We start from the raw sequence: 18,215 nt of genomic DNA, 5'->3' as shown, positions 1-18,215 counted from the left end.
AATGAATGTCGGTTTGATAAATTATCCAACATTTATAAGGTAAACCGTGAAGTAAGTTGAATTGCGTGAGGATGCTATTGGCAATATTCACAATCTAATTTCTCGGATAACCACCTTATAAATCAAAATCTTCAGTTCAATAAAGCGATTTGGAGTAACTACGACCAAAAGCACTAGGATATTAAATCTTTATTGAGTCTTTTATCTAATATCTGAAAACGCCTCACGACCTGACACTTCTTTCCAATTTGCCTCTAGCGGTCCCCGTTCGTTTTCCTTACATTCCCATTAACTCAGTGACGAGACGTATACCAGATACGAGCAGTAGAAGACGATGAAAGACCAGTTGACGATCTCTATATCAACCATCAATGGCTCCAGACATTGGTACTTCAGTAAAAGGATGCAACGCAATCTAAAAACGTTTTTATGCTTTTTTGTCATTGCTCTGGCCGCAACCGCGATCTTAATTCATCACTTGTACACTCGCGTCGATAATGCCGCGTTAAAACAAGCTGAATTGACAGAACATTCGCGCACTATGGGTGAAGAGCTCAGCACACTGAAAGCATTAAAATCCGAGCTGGAAAGCGATCTCTCAGAGCGAGAAGAGCGAGTACAACTTGTTTCGGAGCGTTTGGGAGAGTTAGAGAAAGTCCTTGGAGTTGGAGAACATACTACCACGGATAATTTGGATGCCCGACTTGATGCGGCGGCGATTACGTCGAACGTTCGCATGGTGTTGTTAAACCAAATACCAAGCGGGTCTCCGGTCGGTAAAGCGCGGCTCTCTTCTCGCTTCGGTAAGCGCATTCATCCGGTGACAAAAGTCGCTAAGATGCATCGCGGGCTCGATTTTGCCGTGAATACCGGTACTAAGGTTTATGCCCCAGCAGATGGGGTTGTGGAAGTCACCCGCCGCAGCAATAAAGGCTCTGGTAACTTCCTCAGGCTGCAACATTCTTTCGGTTTTTCGAGTTCTTATTCGCACTTGAAAAAGTTCAAAGTAAAAAGTGGTCAGTTCGTCAAAAAAGGACAACTGATTGCAATTTCCGGCAACAGTGGGCTCTCTTCTGGCCCTCACCTTCACTACGAGGTGCGTTTTGTTGGGCGAGCACTGAATCCGAAGCCATTTGTCGATTGGAGCCTCAATGATTTCGAAGACATTTTTACTAAGGAGCGAAGAATACGATGGGAATCTTTAATCAAAACCGTGGAACAACGAGTAGCTCAGCAGCTTCAACTCTCATCGCCAAAGGCTGTGCTGTTAGCGGAGAACTCAAAGTAGAAAACGATGTCCAGATTGATGGCATCGTCGATGGTCAAATTAATGTAGAAGGCACTCTCGTCGTTGCAGAAAGCGGCCGAGTAAACGGTGAGATCTACGCTAAGCAACTGATCATCAATGGCATGATGGATGGTAACTGTCACGCAGAACACATTCAAGTACTTGCCAAGGGACGTGTAAGTGGGAGGATCTGGAGTAATAACCTCAGCATCGAACCTGGTGGTAAATTCTTTGGTGAAGCGGCCGAATTACCTGAAAAAGAAGTGGTGACACTGAAAGGGAAGACTCAAGAGAACGCCAGCACGAAAGAAAACAATACCAACAATGAAAAGCGGCCTGCGCGTAAATCAGCGTAAACTCTTTGGTTAAAGTGCATAAAAAAGACGGCTTTCACGCCGTCTTTTTTATTACTAGAGACACGAGCTTCGTCAGAAGCTACAGTGATTATTCGGCCGGGTTTAAAATCATCACCGAGCGCTTTGCTTGTGGACCAAAAGCCGCTCTCGCATGCGCTTTCACTTCTTCTAATGTCACACTCTTAGCCGCGTTTTCAACGTCAAGTAACACATCGACGCCGTAATCATGCACCAAGTAGCGAGTATACGACCATGCGCGCTGAGCAGGGTTATCATCTAATCCTTGCATCGCTACCGCCAATTGCTTCGCTGCCGTATCCACCTCTTTTTGCGTGATGTTCGAAGCTAGGTCATCAAACATTTTGCCTAACTTGCTATCTAAAACTGCCACGTCTTCGGGCTCAACTTGAGATTCCAAGAGCCAATCAGAGATTGGTTCGCGATCTTGCGTCACGGTGTAAATATTTGGGCTGTAATCGAGACTAGACTCTTCTCGCACAATATCCAAGACACGCGCATTACTGATACGTTGCAAAATATCTTCGATAACCGTATCCCTTGCCGTACGTTGGTAATCGTTCGTGTTAGTCAAACGCATTACGTACAACGATGAAGGTTCATGACCATCCGCAACGACTGTTCGCGCCGGCACGTCGGTGTTGAACGCAACATGGTAATCAATCGAACGACCCGGTTTCATCTCGATAGAGGCCACATACTTACGCAAGAGTGGCGTAATTTCTTCCGGCTCGACATTTGCCACAATGACCATCTTAAAACCATCATTGGTTTTGAAAAGTTGCTCATGCACCGCCAATATTTGCTCGGAAGTCACTTGCTCCACATCGTCACTGGACACTATACGATGACGACTACCCGGCAAATAAGAATTACCGTTTGCTTTCTGAATCAGTTTTCCCATCGGCGATTCAAAAAAAGCGCCACTCTGCTGTTTAAACTCTTGCTTTGCTGCCGCCATCTGGCGCTCGTCAACTTTGATCTCCGTCGCTAGGTTGTATAGTCCATTCAACGCGTAAGTTAAATGCGTTGTTGGCGCGGTAATTTGTGAACCGTGACTGGTCGCATCGAGAATCGCGCTAAGCGCAATGTTATTTTTGCGTAAGTAACTGTCTAACTCTGAACCAGAAAATGCCCCTAACCCACTGCGTATCGCCGTCGTTGCAGCGATTTCATACGCAGCATATAACGCTGGATCAACGGCGGCTTTACCACCTTGGCTCGCATAGTAAATATAAGCTCGACCACCCGCTTTGGCATCTTTTTGGAACCACACTTCGACACCGTTTGATAACGTATAAACTTGAAAGCCACCCGCTTCCTGACGCATGCTGGTGATGGTACCTTCTTGAGTAGGCTGTAAGAATCCATCCACTTTGTCATACATCTCTAACGGTTTTTCGCCCGTTTGGAGGTAGGCACTGTATAGATCGGTAAATACATCATTGAACTGAGCTGACGTTTCACTTTTCCCTAACCCAATCACAAAGATTGGTTGCTCAGACAACAAGGCATTCAATTGCGTGTTAATGCTCTCTAGATTCTCGTTGTTGATGAATTCAGACAAACTCTGGGCGTAACTCTCTTTTGATTGACTCACACTGCCTTGGTCAATTTGAAAAACGCGCGCTTCTGCATAACTGTTTGGCTTACGTTGGTCCCAGTCTGAATCAATATTTGCGAGCTCACCTTGCCAATTTGACATGATGCTCTCTAACTCAGATTGAGTCGCACCATAATCTCTCAGTGACGCCAACGTGCTGATGAAAGTTTGATGCATTTGTTCACGACGCTCAGGCGCAAACGAAATACCTGCCGACATCATGCGCTGGTAGTTGGAGTAGTAAGGCTGGGCATAAGCATACTGAAAAGGTTCAGCGGCATCATTAAGTACACGAATCAGACGTTGTTGAATTAGCTGTGTTGCCACTTCATCACGCCACACTTGATGCTGTTGTTCAATCGTAGTGCTGCCACTTAGACCACGCTCAATCACTAAATGAAGGCTTGGTGATTCCATCGTGTTACTTGGCAAGATTCGGTTTTGGTTATTCACTCGAATATCGCGGCGCTTCTCTATTACGGTATCCGAGGTGCTTTCCCAGTTCGAGAATTTGTTTTTGATAATATTGGACAGTGAATCCACGTCGATATTACCGGTCACAACCAACTCGGCATTTTGTGGTTGGTACCACTTGTCGTAAAACGCTTTTAGCTTGCTTGATGAGGCATTTTGAATCGCTTCGCGAGTACCAATTGGGTCGTGTTCACCATACATAGTGCCTTCAATCGACGCTTGATAAGCATGCATAGAAAAGGACTTATCATCCGGGTTAGCACGTCGCCATTCACCAAGGATCACCCCTTTTTCTTTCTCTACTTGTTCAGGAGCAAACTGAAGTCCGTTTCCGATATCTCTCATCCACTTCAGGGCATCTTCCAGCTTTGTATTATTGGCAAGATCAAGTTGGTAAGAAGTTTGCTGATAAGTGGTAAAGGCGTTGATATCGGCACCAAAGCTACCACCAGATTGCTCGAAAAGTTTAACAACGTCGTTGCCGGTAAAATGCGTGCTGCCATTAAACGCCATGTGCTCAACAAAGTGAGCGTAACCTTTTTGATTGGTTTCTTCTTGGAATGAGCCGACATTCAGAACCAAACGGACCGATACTTCTTGGTCTTTTGTTGGGTAAAGATGGTATTTCATACCGTTCGATAACTGGTCGACATGCCAGTTGGCGTCAGGCTGAATCGGCGTCGATTGTTGTGTCAGAGCACACCCTGACAGTAATAACGCGGGGACTAACAATATACTGCGCATAACTATTGCCCATAACAATGATTAAGCCGATTAATATAATCCTCGTTCGATGACCTTCACATTTTTAATGGATTATTTACCACTCAAACGTGACGTAAATCACCTTTTAATGAAATCAATTATCATTTACAAAAATAGACAAATCCTTACTTTACAAATAGATAAATAACACAGCTTAAAAGCCTTTTTCTTATTTGATGTAAAACTCAAAATCGCGACATGGAGTCAGTATTTATTTTGAGCAATAAAATATAATTATTGAACAGATTCGAATCTGACTTTCTGCTTCATATTCAACGGCTCGGTGAGTCCTGATGAGAATAAAAACACAACAACTATTATTCAAAGATCTATTATTCGCTTTATGTTCAAAAATCTATCATTAAAAAACAAACTGGCAATCTCTGCCAGTGCTGCCATCATTCTCGGGGGAGTGCTGGTAGAAGGGCTGTCTTTTCGAGATTCATTAAACAGACTGGATGTCGAAGTCGCGCAACGACTAGAGAGCACCAGCGCATCTTACAATCAATACGTAAAGGACTGGTTACTCTCAAAAGAGCGAGCACTGACGTCACTCTCTTCCGATTCAGAGAAGCGTTCTCTGGTTACGCACTTGAAACAAGTCCGAGACTCTGGCGCGTTTGATAACGTCTTTCTCGCTTACCCAGACGGCTCACAAGACAACGCCAATGGGGTGGTTTTGCCACCAGGTAATAACGACCCACGCAAATGGGGTTGGTACACCAACGCCATTGCCAATCCATCGAAAGTCTTTATGGATAACCCAACCGTCGCAGCGGCCACGGGGGCCAACGTCGTGTCGCTCGGTAAAGCCCTGCAACTACATGGTCAAACCGTCGTTCTGGGTGCAGATGTCGAAATTGGAGATATTTTAAACAGCCTCAACCAAGTGATCCTGCCGGGTGAAGGCTATATGTTTATTGCCAATGAACAGGGCAATATTTTCACCCATAACGACGGTAAGCTGCTGAATCAACCTGTTAGCAAGCTGGGCCTAAACAACAGCGATATTACCTCTGCCGCACGTTCCGGCACAGAGCGTCGTGTCTCGATTAACAACACCGAATATGTGGTTTACGCGCGCCATATTGAGGGCACCAAACTCACAACGGTCACAGTGTTAGATCAAAACTCGTTGGTTGCCCCACTTTACGATGCTGTTTGGGATCAAATCATCGCAACCACTATCGTCGTCGTTATCTGTGTGGCTTTGTTTAACCTGTTATGTAACATCTTGTTCCGTCCGCTCTACAATGTTTCGAATGCGCTCGCGCAAATCGCCAACGGTAGCGGCGACCTGACTCAACGCATCAAAGTAGAAAACCGTGACGAAGTTGGTGAACTGGCTGAAAACTTCAACCAGTTCGTTGAAAGTTTGCAGCAACTTATTGGTCACATTCGTCACCAAGCGGAAGAACTGAGCCAACAATCGGAGCTGAGCACGACTCGCGCGAATCAGTCGGTTTCTGATCTGAACCATCAGCAACAAGAAATTACTATGGTGGCGACCGCTGTGACCGAAATGGCATCGGCAACGCAAGAGATTGCAGCGCATGCAGAGCAGACGGCCAAAGCCGCACAAGACTCTTCAGCGAGCACACAAAATGGTCATGAACTGGTGATCAACTCCAAATCGTCCATCAACAATTTGTCTTCTGAAGTCAACCAAGCGAGCGTTGTCATCGGCGAGCTCAACCAGCACGCGCAAGACATCTCAACCGTGCTATCAACGATTCGAGACATCGCAGAGCAAACCAACTTACTGGCTCTGAATGCGGCGATTGAAGCGGCGCGTGCAGGTGAACAAGGCCGCGGTTTTGCCGTTGTTGCAGACGAGGTTCGCGTGCTATCACAACGCACACACACCTCAACCGAAGAGATTCGCTCGACGATCGAGACTTTGCAACAGACCACACAACGCGCTGTGACCATCATGGATACAAGCTCTCAACTTGCCCAAGGATCAGTGGAAGATGCCGATCGCGCAGCACTGGCTCTGGATGAAATCAACGCGGCCGTTGCGTTGATCAGCGATATGGCAACGCAAATCGCGACCGCAGCCGAAGAGCAAACGCACGTAACCAATGAAATCACACAAAACGTCACGTCAATTAAAGATGTGACTGATCACTTGGTGGTTGGTGCCGAAGAATCGATGAATCAATCTGCTGAGCTGAAATCACAAGCCGAGGATCTCAACTCGAAAGTAGCGACGTTTAAACTGGCTTAAACGCCACGCTAGGAACGCACTTAAAAACAACAAACCCCGCTAGCAAATGTATAACTAGCGGGGTTTATTTTTATGGCTCGACGCTTTTATTGCAGATAGCTTTCGAAAGACGTAAGACCTACACCGCCACACACATCGGCGTGCCTGAGATTGGATCGTTAAATACTCTCGCTTGTAAATCAAACACCGATGCCAACATGCCTTCTGTCAGTACCTCTTGCGGCGTTCCCTGCGTGACTAACTGACCTTTTTCCAACACCACCAAATGATCGCAGTAACGGCACGCTTGGTTTAGATCGTGCAGCACTACCACCACTGTTTTGCCTTTGTCGTTCATCTGCCTCATGAGTGTCATCAGCTCAACTTGGTGAGAGAGATCCAAGTAAGTGGTTGGCTCATCAAGCATCACTACGTCGGTATCTTGCGCCATTACCATCGCAATCCACGCCCTTTGCCTTTGACCGCCAGACAACGATTCAACTGGCTTGTCAGCGAACTCAATCACGCCAGTATCTTGCATTGCTTGCTCGACTAAGGCTTTGTCTTGTTGACTTAACCGGCCCCAATGAGAGAGATAAGGCGAGCGGCCATATTCGACCAGTTTTCTGACTGTAATACCTTCAGGACTGACAAGAATCTGCGGCAGCAAAGACAACGAGCGTGCCAAGCGTTTATCGCCGTAGTTGCTTAGCGGTTTGTCGTCATACAATACTTGGCCAGAAGCTGGTTTATTGATGCGTACCAAGGTTTTTAATAGTGTCGACTTACCACAACCATTTGGGCCAACTAGCGCGGTAATTTTACCTTGAGGAATCGACAAAGAGAGATCTGGAATGATGGTCTGTTTGCCGTACGCGACGGATAAGTTCTGCGTTCGTAACATGCTTACCAACCCCTATAACGATACAAAAGAAAAATGAAATATGGTGCGCCAATAACAGAAGTCAGCACACCCGCTGGCAGCTCAATTGGTGGCTGTAAGCCTCTCGCTAGACCATCGGCGCAAATCACCAACAGCGCGCCAAGGGTTGCAGAAGCAGGAATCAACAACTTGTGGTTGTGACCAAACAGCAAACGCGCAAGATGCGGCGCAAGCAGGCCAACAAAGCTGATCGTGCCTGCCACAGAGACACTTATGCTCGCCAATAGCACGGCAGCAATCAACGCAATAATTTGGATCTGTCTTGGTTTCGTGCCAAGTGTAGTGGCACTTTCTTCTCCCAGTCCCATCACATCTAACCGCCATGCCAGCCAAAACGCCAATGGCAGTAGCAGCAATAGAGCACTCCAAATAAACGGCACTTGTTGCCAGTTTCGTCCCCACAAACTGCCGGTTAGCCATACCATCGCCGTGTTGATTTCGATAGGGTGCACAATCAGAAGAAAATCGATACCGCTGGCTAAAAATGCGCTGACAGCAACACCAATCAGCGCCAAACGTGCAGGTGTTGGTTTTGACCAGTAAGCCAGCACAGCAATAAAGCCAGCAGCAAGCAAGCCTCCCGCCATGGCGACCATCGGCAACATTGCCACTGGCGCATTTGGATACAGCACCAAACAAGCGGTAGCCGCCAGCCCTGCCCCTGCGCTTATCCCCATTAAATCTGGTGAGGCAAGTGGATTACGGATGACGCCTTGCACTAAAACGCCTGACAGCCCCAACCCAGCGCCCACGCCAATGGCGAGCAACATTCTCGGCAATCGATATTGGTGAATCACAAAGTCCGAATCAGAGAAAGAAAACAGCAATGCAAAAACCTGTTGAGCCGACATGTTCGCCGCGCCAACAAACAGCGTGAGAGAAGACGCAATCAGCAACAATCCAACTAATGCAAACAGTTTGGTTTGATTCATCATGATGATTTCCTCATTGCAATCGCGATAAAGCAAGGTGTGCCCAACAGCGCGGTAATCACGCCCACTGGCGTTTCAGCCGGAAAGGCAATCGATCGTGATAAAGCATCTGACCACGTCACCAGTGCCGCGCCACACAAGGCGGAAACCGGAATGAGAATGTGATAGTTGTGACCAACAATCGGGCGTACCAAGTGCGGCACTAACAACCCGACAAAGCCAATTGGCCCTGCAATAGCTACGCTAGTACCTGCCAACAGCACAACCGCTAAACCACTGATTAATCGCGTAAGACGAATGTTACCACCTAGCCCAACAGCAACTTCGTCCCCCAACGCGAGTAAATTTAAGTTTCGCGCTAAGCCCATGGCGAGCACCAAACCTAAAGTCGCAAAAGGCCACAGTTGCTGCCACTGCTGAGAGTCCACCACAGAGAGTGAACCCGTTAACCAATGCAACACGCTGTAAGCCATGTCATCCGCCAAAATTACCGACGCACGAGTTAACCCTATCAGCAGTGCACTGATGGCAATGCCCGCTAGCACTAAACGCAATGGGTGAGAACGCGCGGAGAAAAAACCGCCCAACAACATGACCGCACCACCACTTAGTAGCGCGCCGAGTACTGCGTTGATGATTGGGTTCAATTGACTAAAGAATGGTACGCCGATGGACGCCAAGGCCATAAAACACGCCGCACCAGCATTAATGCCGAGAATGGATGGCGACGCCAAAGGGTTACGAGTTAATCCTTGCATCAGCACTCCGGATACCGCAAGCGAAGCGCCAATTAATAACCCAGCATAGGCACGAGGCGCACGCAGCGTCGCGAGGATTTGATGCAGCATATTGCCCTCATCAAACGCAAACCAATAGCTTGTCAGATCATTAACACTCAAAGAAAAGTTGGACCACCCAATCATTGAGGCGGTATAGCCTGACAACGTACACAACGCCATAGCACAGACAAACAAGCTCGCTTTCCAATGCGATTTGCTAACCGAAGACGGGCTTTCTGAGATTATCGACGCACTCATGAGCGCCCCAATAACGCTTCAAGGTTGCGGGCAATTTCTTCCGCCGCCAACATGCCGCGATTTAATGACCACAGTTCCGGAGAGACTTCTACCAGTTGCTGCTTTTTCGCCGCAGTTAACAGCTTAAATAATGGATTTTTGCGCCATTCATCCACGATATTTGGTTGAGAGTAAAGTCCAACTAGTAACCAATCAGGGTTGGTTTTTAGTAAAAGTTCGAAGCTGGTTGGGATATACGCATTGCGCTCAGATGGAGCCAGCGGGCTTTGGATGCCTAGAGTGCTCAAAACGCCACCAGCGTAAGAAACCGAGCTATGCAGCCACATCCCTTTGTCGGAAACCACACCAAACTGAATGGTTTCTTGTGTCGAAAAATGCTGTTTGAACTCTGCCATGGTCTGTTTGTGCTGCTCAATGCGTTGCGTCATTTGCTCTTGCTTGCCAATCGCAACCCCGATTTTCTGTGCAGATTCGAGGTTTTCTTGATATGTCTCTCCACGGCTTTTTAACAGCAAGGTTGGCGCAATTCGCTGCAAATCCTGATAAATAGCACGATGGCGTTCGGCATCGGCAATGATCAAATCAGGCTTGAGCACCGCAATCGCCTCTAAACTCGGTTGTGAGCGCATGCCGACCGATTGCCAAGGTTCGATCTTGTCACGAACAGCAGGGATGACTCGTGTGGCATCGTTGTCATCGGCAACGCCTACCGGTGAGACATCGACGGCCGCCAGAGCGTCCACAAACGAAAACTCCAAAACCACAATACGTTGAGGTATCGCTTCTAGCTCAAAAATGCCTTGCTCATCTTTCACGCTGCGCGCCTGAGACAATGCGCTAAATGACATCAAAGCTGAGCTCAGTAGCATCAGCAAAACGGTTGAAAAGTGTTTGATCGTAAATTGTTTTTTATTTTTCATCTTGCTTTTTCCAGTGCTAAGATCGGCAAAGTCGCCAAGGTAAATTGGCGACTTTTCTTTTCAGACTCGGTGAACGAAACGCTTAAAACTGATAGTTCAGATCCAGCGTGTAAGAGCGTCCCGGAGCTGGGTATCGACCAACTGGGCTGGTATCAATCCCACGGAAGTAATACTCCTCGTCAAACAAGTTGTTTACTGCAACATTCATGCGCAACTTGCCTTTGTCGTCTTTGTATAAATCCGTGCCTAAATTGAAGTTCCACACCATGTAAGACGGCACTTTGCCCGTTTCACCTATTGCGTCTTCGGCACTGGTGTTGGCGTTATCGGTATACGAATCACTGAAGTAGAAGCCCGATAGCGTGGTGTCCATGCCGTAAAATGCGTAGGTTGCATCCCAACCAAGCTGATGCTTAGAGGTGTAAGGCAGTTGATTACCTTTATTCTCACCTTCTTCTTCAAGCGTAGCGTCTAGATAGTTATAGCTTGCGCCTAAACTCAGTGCAGGTAGTGCTTCAGGCACGTAACGAGCAGAAAGCTCTAAACCTTGGTGAAGGGTTCTACCTATATTTTCAGACGTATTTGTCGCACTCCGCCACTGCAACTGATCCTTAAAGTCAATGCGATACAAAGCTGCATTGAAGCTTGTTGAATCTTGAACATACCGAACGCCAAGTTCGTAGTTCCAAGCCAACTCACTGCTTTCCTTACCGACCCCTCGAACATTAACAAGCTGAGGAACGCGAAGAGATTTCTGCGCATTGGCATAGCTCAGCCATTGTTCATTCCAGTTATATGCGATCGTCACACCAGGCAATAATTCAGTCACCTTGTTTCCAGATTCTTGCCCGCTGCCCAAATCTTTATAGGACATATCAACAAATTCATAACGAAGTCCGGGCGTGACTTTTAACGCACCATTAAACAACCCGACTTCGTTGCTCACATATCCTGCGTACGCATCGGTATCAAGGTGCCAGTTTCGCGGTACATTTGTGGCTCCGCCTGACACTGGTGTTTGTGTCACTTTATATTGAATGTCTTCATTAATGTAACGAGTCCCTATAATCCAGTTTTGCGTAATGGCACCTCCATCAACAAAAACAGCAAGCTTAGGTTCGATACCATAAACACGGAACTCTCGTGGTGAAGTACTAACTTTTGTAGAAGGCAGAGCCGGATCCGCCCAATGGCCACCCGCGCTGTTAAAGCCCCACTTGAAAAGACGCTCTGACTTATGGCCAAACGTTAGCACTTCTAGCTCGGCACTGTTGGCAAATGGCAAATCGTGGATGTACTTAACACTCCAGCGCGTCGACTTACCTTCATAATCATCGTAAGGACGTTTCGATTGGTGACGATCTTGCTCGTAATCTTGTGGCGAAAGTGCGCCCGGCATTTGCGTTTCAGCATCGTAACGTTGCAGGAATGCTTGAATCTCTTGAGTGTCACTCAATAGCCACTGTGCTTTAGCTTGAAAGTTCTTCACGTCCGTATCGGAATGTTCACGGAAGCTTTCACCTTTTAGGAAGTTACCTTCCAACTGCAGTGCAAACGTGTCGCTTAACCAGCCGCCCGTGCGCAGGTAAAAATCATTCAGCGGCGCATCACCGCCATCAAACACGGTAAGACGGTTACTGATTTCAGTTTGCCACGTGTGTGGAATCGGTTTGGTCACTAAGTTGATCACACCACCGACGTTGTTTGGGCCGTACTGTACTGCGGCACCACCGCGTACAATGTCAATACGATCAAGCATCGACAGTGTTGCTGGGAAGATAGACTGACCAGTGTGACCATATGGCGCAAGTGTTAGCGGTACACCATCCATCAAGAACTGAGCATGACCACTACGGCTTGCTTTCAAACCACGTACAGAAATGTTAGGCAATACGCCCGTTCCGCTTTCATCCTGAACTTTAATACCCGGCACGCGCTGTAGCGCGTTATCAATCGAGCCTGCGGCGGTTTTCTCGATTTGATCGCGGGTAATGACGGTACGAGCACCTGGGTACTCTTTGACATCTTCAATTTCAGAGTTACCAATCACGCTACCAGTGACAACGACGGTTTCCATCGCGGTAGTTTGTTCTTTTTTAGCAGGAGCGGCAACCGCGCTCATGGATGTGGCAGAAGCGATTGCAATCGCAAGCACACTGTAAGTGGTAGACAAACCAGCACGTACACGCACTTTACCATCCAAATTCTGGTAAGACATTAAGATCTCCTTTGCGAGAAATTGAGCCTCGGGCAGAATACATCCCGTAGGCTCTCGGGGCTAAACATCCTCAATATGAGGTAAAAATTGGCTAACAGGCGCTAACTACGCACAAAAAGCCTAGAACTGATATCCGTAGCTGAGCATGAACTCGGCAGGTGCGCCGTAGCCAATCTGGTTTAAGCCAGACGTGCCGTTTGTTGCGCCAAGAATGTATTTCTCATCCATAATGTTGTAAGCGTTCGCTTGGATTTTGTGACGACCAGTGGTGTACGCCGCCATCAAATCCACCGTTGTGTAATCGCCAAGTGCGACTGCTTCGTCGTTACCTGCGTAACGATCGCCCACGTACTTCACACCACCGCCTAAACGCCAGTTGTCATCCAATTGGTAAGTGCTCCAAAGAGAGAACAAGTGGTCTGATACATCGTTCGGCTTTTTGCCTGTGGCTTTGTCTTCCGCATCCAAATAGCTGTAACCCACAGAGATGTCCCACTGTTTGGTGATTTGACCGCGAGCCTCTAATTCAATGCCTTGGTGACGCACTTCAATTTTATCGATCACATCGCCGTCCACGTTGGTTTGTGGTTGCTCTTGATCAATCTGGAACAGTGCCGCATTCAACATTAATGCGTTATCCAAAAGGTACGCTTTTGCACCCACCTCTTTTAAGTCGGTGTGGAAGAATTCCGCCAATTTTGGATTGATGTAGATACCAGCGTACGGTAACTGCCAAGAGCGCGCTAAACTGGCGTATACGGATGTGTCGGAATTGATACGGTATACCAAACCAGCACGGTAGCTGACTTTGTCATCATCCAACTTTTCCTTATCTGAGCCCGCTTTTTGTTGTTCTAGCTCCATCGAGTCGTAACGCACGTTACCGATCAAAGAAAGGTCACCCCACGTATAGACGTCTTGCACATACAAACCTGTCGTGGTGGTGGTATTGTCACGAAATGGCTTAAAGCCCGGATCAGGCGTTGGACCAACGACTGGGTCGTAGATATTTTGCGGAGGAAGCGTTTTGTCACTTGCCAACGTTAGGTCGATATCGATCTGGTTGAAATCTGCACCCACCATCAATTGATTGTCCCTGGTTTCCCAAACCAACTCAGATTGTAAAGTGGTCGTAGTACGCGGATCGTAACCAAAGTTGTTGACGGTTTGAGACACTTCATTACCCGTCACTTTGCCCTGACGCGTGCCTTTTTGCTCAAGTTCGATATGGTTGAACGCCGCTCGGTTGTTCCATACCCATTGATCATTCAGACGCCATTCGTAATCCACCGCAATACGGAGACTGTCTGACTCCTGATAGTCGTTTGTGCCGCCAAAGTAAGTGCTTACTGGCAAATCAACTGGCTTGCCATTTTTTGATGGCACACCACGATATGGCACTAGTTCTTGATGGGCGTATTCCACGTCAATATCAATGGTGTGACCATCCGCTGGTAACACACGAATGGTCGGTGCAATGAAGAAATCGTTTGAATCAACATGATCAACGTACGAGTCGGCTTGACGGTATTCCAAGTTAATACGCCCGTTGACCTTATCTGAAAACGCCATTGAGCTGTCGACCTGACCAACATACTGGTTGTTGCTACCTACACTGCCGTTTACGTGAGTAAAATTCTCACCGTTAGCGCGTTTTGTCACCAAGTTGATGATGCCCCCAGCCGAACCGCGGCCATACAAAGCACCCGCAGGGCCTTTCACAATTTCAACGCGTTCAACGTTCGCTAAGCTGCGGTAAGACTGCAACGTACCGTCATCTCGCAAGCCATCACGGTACATATCGTTGAGTGAATCAAAACCACGGATCATGAACTGATCGCGGCTGCCTTCGCCCAAGGTGTTATTGACCCCGGCTACCCCATCTAGCGCATCCACTAAACGCACCGCGCCTCGGTCTTGCATTTCTGTTTTCGTTACTACAGATACCGCTTGTGGCACATCAAGCCATTCCACATCGGTTTTGGTGCCTGATTGAGGCATGTGTTCAGCATAACCTTCGTACTGATGACCGAAGACTTGAATCGTTTCAGTTGCTGATGAGGTTGAGTTCGTCTCTTCTGAAGCCACTGCGCTTGGTGCTACTAGTGAAGAACCAATCGCGACCGCCAAGGGGGTCAGGGTCAATAATTTATTCATTCCATAATTCCGTTTAGTTGTTATAAAGTCAACGGATGGAAATAAGAACAAATATTATTTCTATTTGCAATATTAATTTTATGCTCTATATTTATTTACCCTAAAAACACAACTAACAACAAAAAAAACCAAACATAATAACAATAAACACTAAAACTTCTGCCCTCCGTCTCGCGAGAGGCACATTGGAAGACGACCGTGAGCGACTTTATCAACGTTAGAAGAAAATGTTAGAAAATTAGGAAAGCTCATGAAATCTACGATGATTATCGTAAGTCATGTCGTTAACGATGCAGTCACTCACGGCTTCGTGCCTGCAGCTAAAGCGATGGACCTTCACGTCGTTCTTATCACCGACCATAAGCTCAGCCATTTAGAGCTGGCGAGTCGTGATAGTCACTTTAATCCGGATACCATTCTAGAATGTGATGTCTTCAACCCATTAGAACTCATCGAAACCATCACGGAGCATGAATTAAAGCCAGACGCTATTTTCAGCAATAGTGATCACTTACAAACTTCCACCGCCATCTGCGCGCAATTTTTTGGCCTCCCATCCAAAGATTGGTCTGTCACGTTAAAAGCCAAAAACAAACACTTAACTCGACAAGTGTTAAATGAAAAAGCCCTACCCAACACACAAAGCTGTTTGCTGCACCGCCATGCGAATGTGGCATTAGGCATGGCCTTTCCTGTCGTGGCAAAACCCAAAGAAGGCGTGGCAAGTTTAGATGTGCAGCGCTGTGACTCCCAAAGCGAGCTCGACGCATACTGCGATGCGTTTTGGCAAAAACACCCAAACGCCGCCATTCTGGTGGAGCAATTCCTTCAAGGGCCGTTGGTTACGCTCGAAACTTTAGGAGATGGTGAGCGCCTTATCGCCGTGGGCGGTTTTGATGTGTCGCTCTCAGAGCCGCCTTACTTTATCGAAACCGCCGCAGACTGGAACGGACCAAACGGCATTGCTCACCGAGAAGCTTGCTTGGCTCAACTGAAAGCGTTCGGCGTTGGTTTTGGAGTTTGCCATAGCGAATTTATCATTACGGAAAATGGCCCGGTTCTGGTGGAAATTAACTACCGCAGTATTGGAGATGGCCGCGAATTCTTGCTCAACAATCTCGCTCACTTCGGTTGGTTTAGCACAATTTTAGGTCTGCATTTAGGCCGAAGATTGGACGGCGATTACCAAATTCATGGTTCAGCGCACGTGCACTACGTGGTTGCCGAACACAGTGGTGTGATTGATGGAGATTCGACGTCGTTCATCCAACACGATGACGATATCATCACCCAGCAACAGGTACTAAAAACCGCTGGAGAACACTTCCAACAGAGTTATTCCAACAAGGATTATCTCGCCCGAATTTCGATTGTCTCACCATCAGGGCGAAACCTCGACCAAGCACTGCAGAACGCGCTTAGCAATTTCGATCTAGCTCCGACTCGTGAGGTGGCAGCATGAATGACAACGCTTTGTATCTAACGCAACGATTGATCGACACTTGCTTACGCGAAGACATGTTTGGCATTTTGTCAAAAGCCAAGTTCAGTAGCGACGCGCCAAAAGGGGTAATTGTTCCTCAAGACGAGCAAGTCTGGCTGATATTTGCCAACTCTGATTTCACGTTGTATTTACCCGTTGCGCCAACGTATTACATGCAGCATTGGTGTTACGACCAAGCCAATGGCGAAGCGCCGCTAGGTTGGTGGGTGGAGAAAAATGGTCAAGTCGAGCATCAGCAGCATTATCAAGAGTGGATTGCGCTACTAACGACACTGGCGCATGAGAGCTCTCACGAATTGTTGGCGGGGTACCTTCAAGAACTGGAATGTGCAGAGAAACACAAAGCGCTGTGTGACCAAGCGTTTTGTCACCACGCCGACCACATTTCTCAACCAATATCCGAGCTTGGTTCTTGGCATAAAAAGCTACTGCTTGCCGACCAGATCGCTTCTTACCTTGACCACCCGTACTATCCAACTGCGCGGGCGAAGTTTGGTCTGAGCGATGAAGACCTTGCTAAGTACGCGCCCGAGTTCGCACAAAGCTTTGCTCTGCATTGGATTGCGATTGAAAAATCACTGGTGACATTAACCAGCGAACAACCTGATTGCTGGCCGACGATGGAGCAAGTGGGGCTTCCTGCTGATTTTGCACTGAGCCACGTACTGTTCCCTGCGCATCCGCTCACCCTTCGCTCTTTAGAAGCCTTACCCGAAGGCATGATAGAAGCGCCGTTTACGTACCTAGACGTGACGCCAACGCTTTCCGTTCGTACTGTGGTAGTCAACGACGCGCCGCATATTCACATCAAAGTTCCGCTGATCATGCGATCGCTAGGCACGAAAAACATTCGCTTAATCAAGCCTTCTACACTGTATGACGGCCACTGGTTTGAACGCCTACTCAGCCACCTTGAGCAAACGGACGCTGACTTAAACAATCGCTTGTTCCATTGCAACGAAAAACACGGTGGACACGTCGGCGAGGATAAAACCTTCGCGTACATCGTACGTGAGTACCCACTTACTCATTGCGAAGACAAAGCGTTAGTTCCGGTTGCAGCACTGGCAAGCCCAATGCCTGACGACCGCTTGTTCTTAGAACATTTGGCAGAGCAGTACTATCAACAAGATACGCTGGCGTGGTTCCAAGATTACGTCGACCTTCTTTGCCAAGTGCACCTCACCTTGTGGCTTCGTTATGGCATCGCATTGGAGTCCAACCAGCAAAACGCCATCGTTGCATTTGATCAACAGGGCAAAATGACGCTCGCGATGAAAGACAACGACGCGGCGCGAATTTGGCCAGAGCGCTTCCACTTTGCAACAGAGCATGCTGCCCAAAAACACGGCGCAAAACTACTTCCAGTGGATTGCGATGAACTGCTCGATCAACGCATCAAAGTCTACAATGAATTGGCGCTCGGTCAGATGTTTACCACCATCACATTACAATTGGATATCGCAGCGATTGTAGAAGCCATGGCAGCGAAGGGCATTGCCTCTTCAGCATCGCTTTACGCCATCGTGGCCAAAAGCATTGCAGAGCAACTCAACCGATTGGAAGGCGAAGGGTTAGAGACAAAACTGGCACGCGAGTTACTGCAAGATGCGCCTGATTTGTACGCCAAGTACTTGTTGAGCTCTGGCAGTTTGCTCTCGAAAGAAGCCTCCGGCGCGAGCGACATCAATAAGTTCTATGGTTTGTCGGCCCCGAACTTCTTACTGCTTTCTAGCGAAGAAGCGCAACGCGCCTACATAGAAGCCATCAAAAAAAGCGTACGTTAACGAT

Annotated in this window: 12 protein-coding genes; 5 read left to right on the top strand and 7 right to left on the bottom strand. The window is 47.7% G+C overall.

Translation table 11 applies throughout. The annotated features are described in order from the left end of the window. The first annotated feature begins 334 nt into the window (after positions 1-334). Both MTR11_RS10225 and MTR11_RS10220 read left to right on the top strand, forming a co-directional pair. Positions 335-1,288 (top strand): M23 family metallopeptidase, encoded by a 954-nt coding sequence (locus MTR11_RS10225; RefSeq protein ID WP_005395595.1) that lies wholly within the window; start codon positions 335-337, stop codon positions 1,286-1,288. Then, positions 1,192-1,644, top strand: coding sequence for a bactofilin family protein (locus MTR11_RS10220; RefSeq protein ID WP_074190324.1), 453 nt, complete (start codon positions 1,192-1,194; stop codon positions 1,642-1,644). The genes MTR11_RS10225 and MTR11_RS10220 overlap by 97 nt, the downstream gene beginning before the upstream one ends. Positions 1,645-1,732: 88 nt before the next feature. Here the strand turns inward: MTR11_RS10220 and MTR11_RS10215 are convergent, their stop codons facing one another. Further along, positions 1,733-4,483, bottom strand: coding sequence for a M16 family metallopeptidase (locus tag MTR11_RS10215; RefSeq protein WP_243327450.1), 2,751 nt, complete (start codon positions 4,481-4,483; stop codon positions 1,733-1,735). A 364-nt stretch (positions 4,484-4,847) separates the two neighbouring features. Between MTR11_RS10215 and MTR11_RS10210 the strand changes: the two genes are divergently transcribed. Continuing rightward, on the top strand, positions 4,848-6,734 hold the full coding sequence (locus MTR11_RS10210; protein ID WP_053808230.1) for a methyl-accepting chemotaxis protein: 1,887 nt from the start codon (positions 4,848-4,850) through the stop codon (positions 6,732-6,734). Positions 6,735-6,852: 118 nt separating this feature from the next. Here MTR11_RS10210 and fecE read toward each other — a convergent pair whose 3' ends face one another. From fecE to MTR11_RS10180, 6 genes are all read right to left on the bottom strand, one after another. After that, complete coding sequence (fecE, locus tag MTR11_RS10205; protein ID WP_243327449.1) at positions 6,853-7,617, bottom strand: Fe(3+) dicitrate ABC transporter ATP-binding protein FecE; 765 nt, start codon at positions 7,615-7,617, stop codon at positions 6,853-6,855. 2 nt (positions 7,618-7,619) lie between these two features. After that, positions 7,620-8,591 (bottom strand): FecCD family ABC transporter permease, encoded by a 972-nt coding sequence (locus MTR11_RS10200; protein WP_243327448.1) that lies wholly within the window; start codon positions 8,589-8,591, stop codon positions 7,620-7,622. Beyond that, a complete protein-coding gene (locus tag MTR11_RS10195) occupies positions 8,588-9,547 on the bottom strand; it encodes a FecCD family ABC transporter permease (protein WP_413777596.1) in 960 nt (319 codons plus the stop codon). Before MTR11_RS10195 ends, MTR11_RS10200 begins: the two co-directional genes overlap by 4 nt. A 74-nt stretch (positions 9,548-9,621) precedes the next feature. Continuing rightward, on the bottom strand, positions 9,622-10,545 hold the full coding sequence (locus MTR11_RS10190) for a Fe(3+) dicitrate ABC transporter substrate-binding protein FecB (RefSeq protein WP_243327446.1): 924 nt from the start codon (positions 10,543-10,545) through the stop codon (positions 9,622-9,624). Positions 10,546-10,627: 82 nt separating this feature from the next. After that, positions 10,628-12,763, bottom strand: coding sequence for a TonB-dependent receptor family protein (locus MTR11_RS10185; RefSeq protein ID WP_243327445.1), 2,136 nt, complete (start codon positions 12,761-12,763; stop codon positions 10,628-10,630). 120 nt (positions 12,764-12,883) lie between these two features. Beyond that, positions 12,884-14,920, bottom strand: coding sequence for a TonB-dependent receptor (locus MTR11_RS10180; protein WP_243327444.1), 2,037 nt, complete (start codon positions 14,918-14,920; stop codon positions 12,884-12,886). Between the two features lie 250 nt (positions 14,921-15,170). Between MTR11_RS10180 and MTR11_RS10175 the strand changes: the two genes are divergently transcribed. Beyond that, positions 15,171-16,382, top strand: coding sequence for an ATP-grasp domain-containing protein (locus tag MTR11_RS10175; RefSeq protein WP_243327443.1), 1,212 nt, complete (start codon positions 15,171-15,173; stop codon positions 16,380-16,382). Beyond that, entirely contained in the window at positions 16,379-18,211 is a 1,833-nt protein-coding gene (locus tag MTR11_RS10170) for an IucA/IucC family protein (RefSeq protein WP_243327442.1), read from the top strand. The genes MTR11_RS10175 and MTR11_RS10170 overlap by 4 nt, the downstream gene beginning before the upstream one ends. Positions 18,212-18,215 lie beyond the last annotated feature (4 nt).

Origin of the sequence: Vibrio sp. CCB-PB317 (assembly GCF_022808245.1) — a bacterium.
Classification (GTDB): Bacteria; Pseudomonadota; Gammaproteobacteria; order Enterobacterales; family Vibrionaceae; genus Vibrio; species Vibrio diabolicus.
This window is presented reverse-complemented; position numbering and strand designations above follow the sequence as displayed.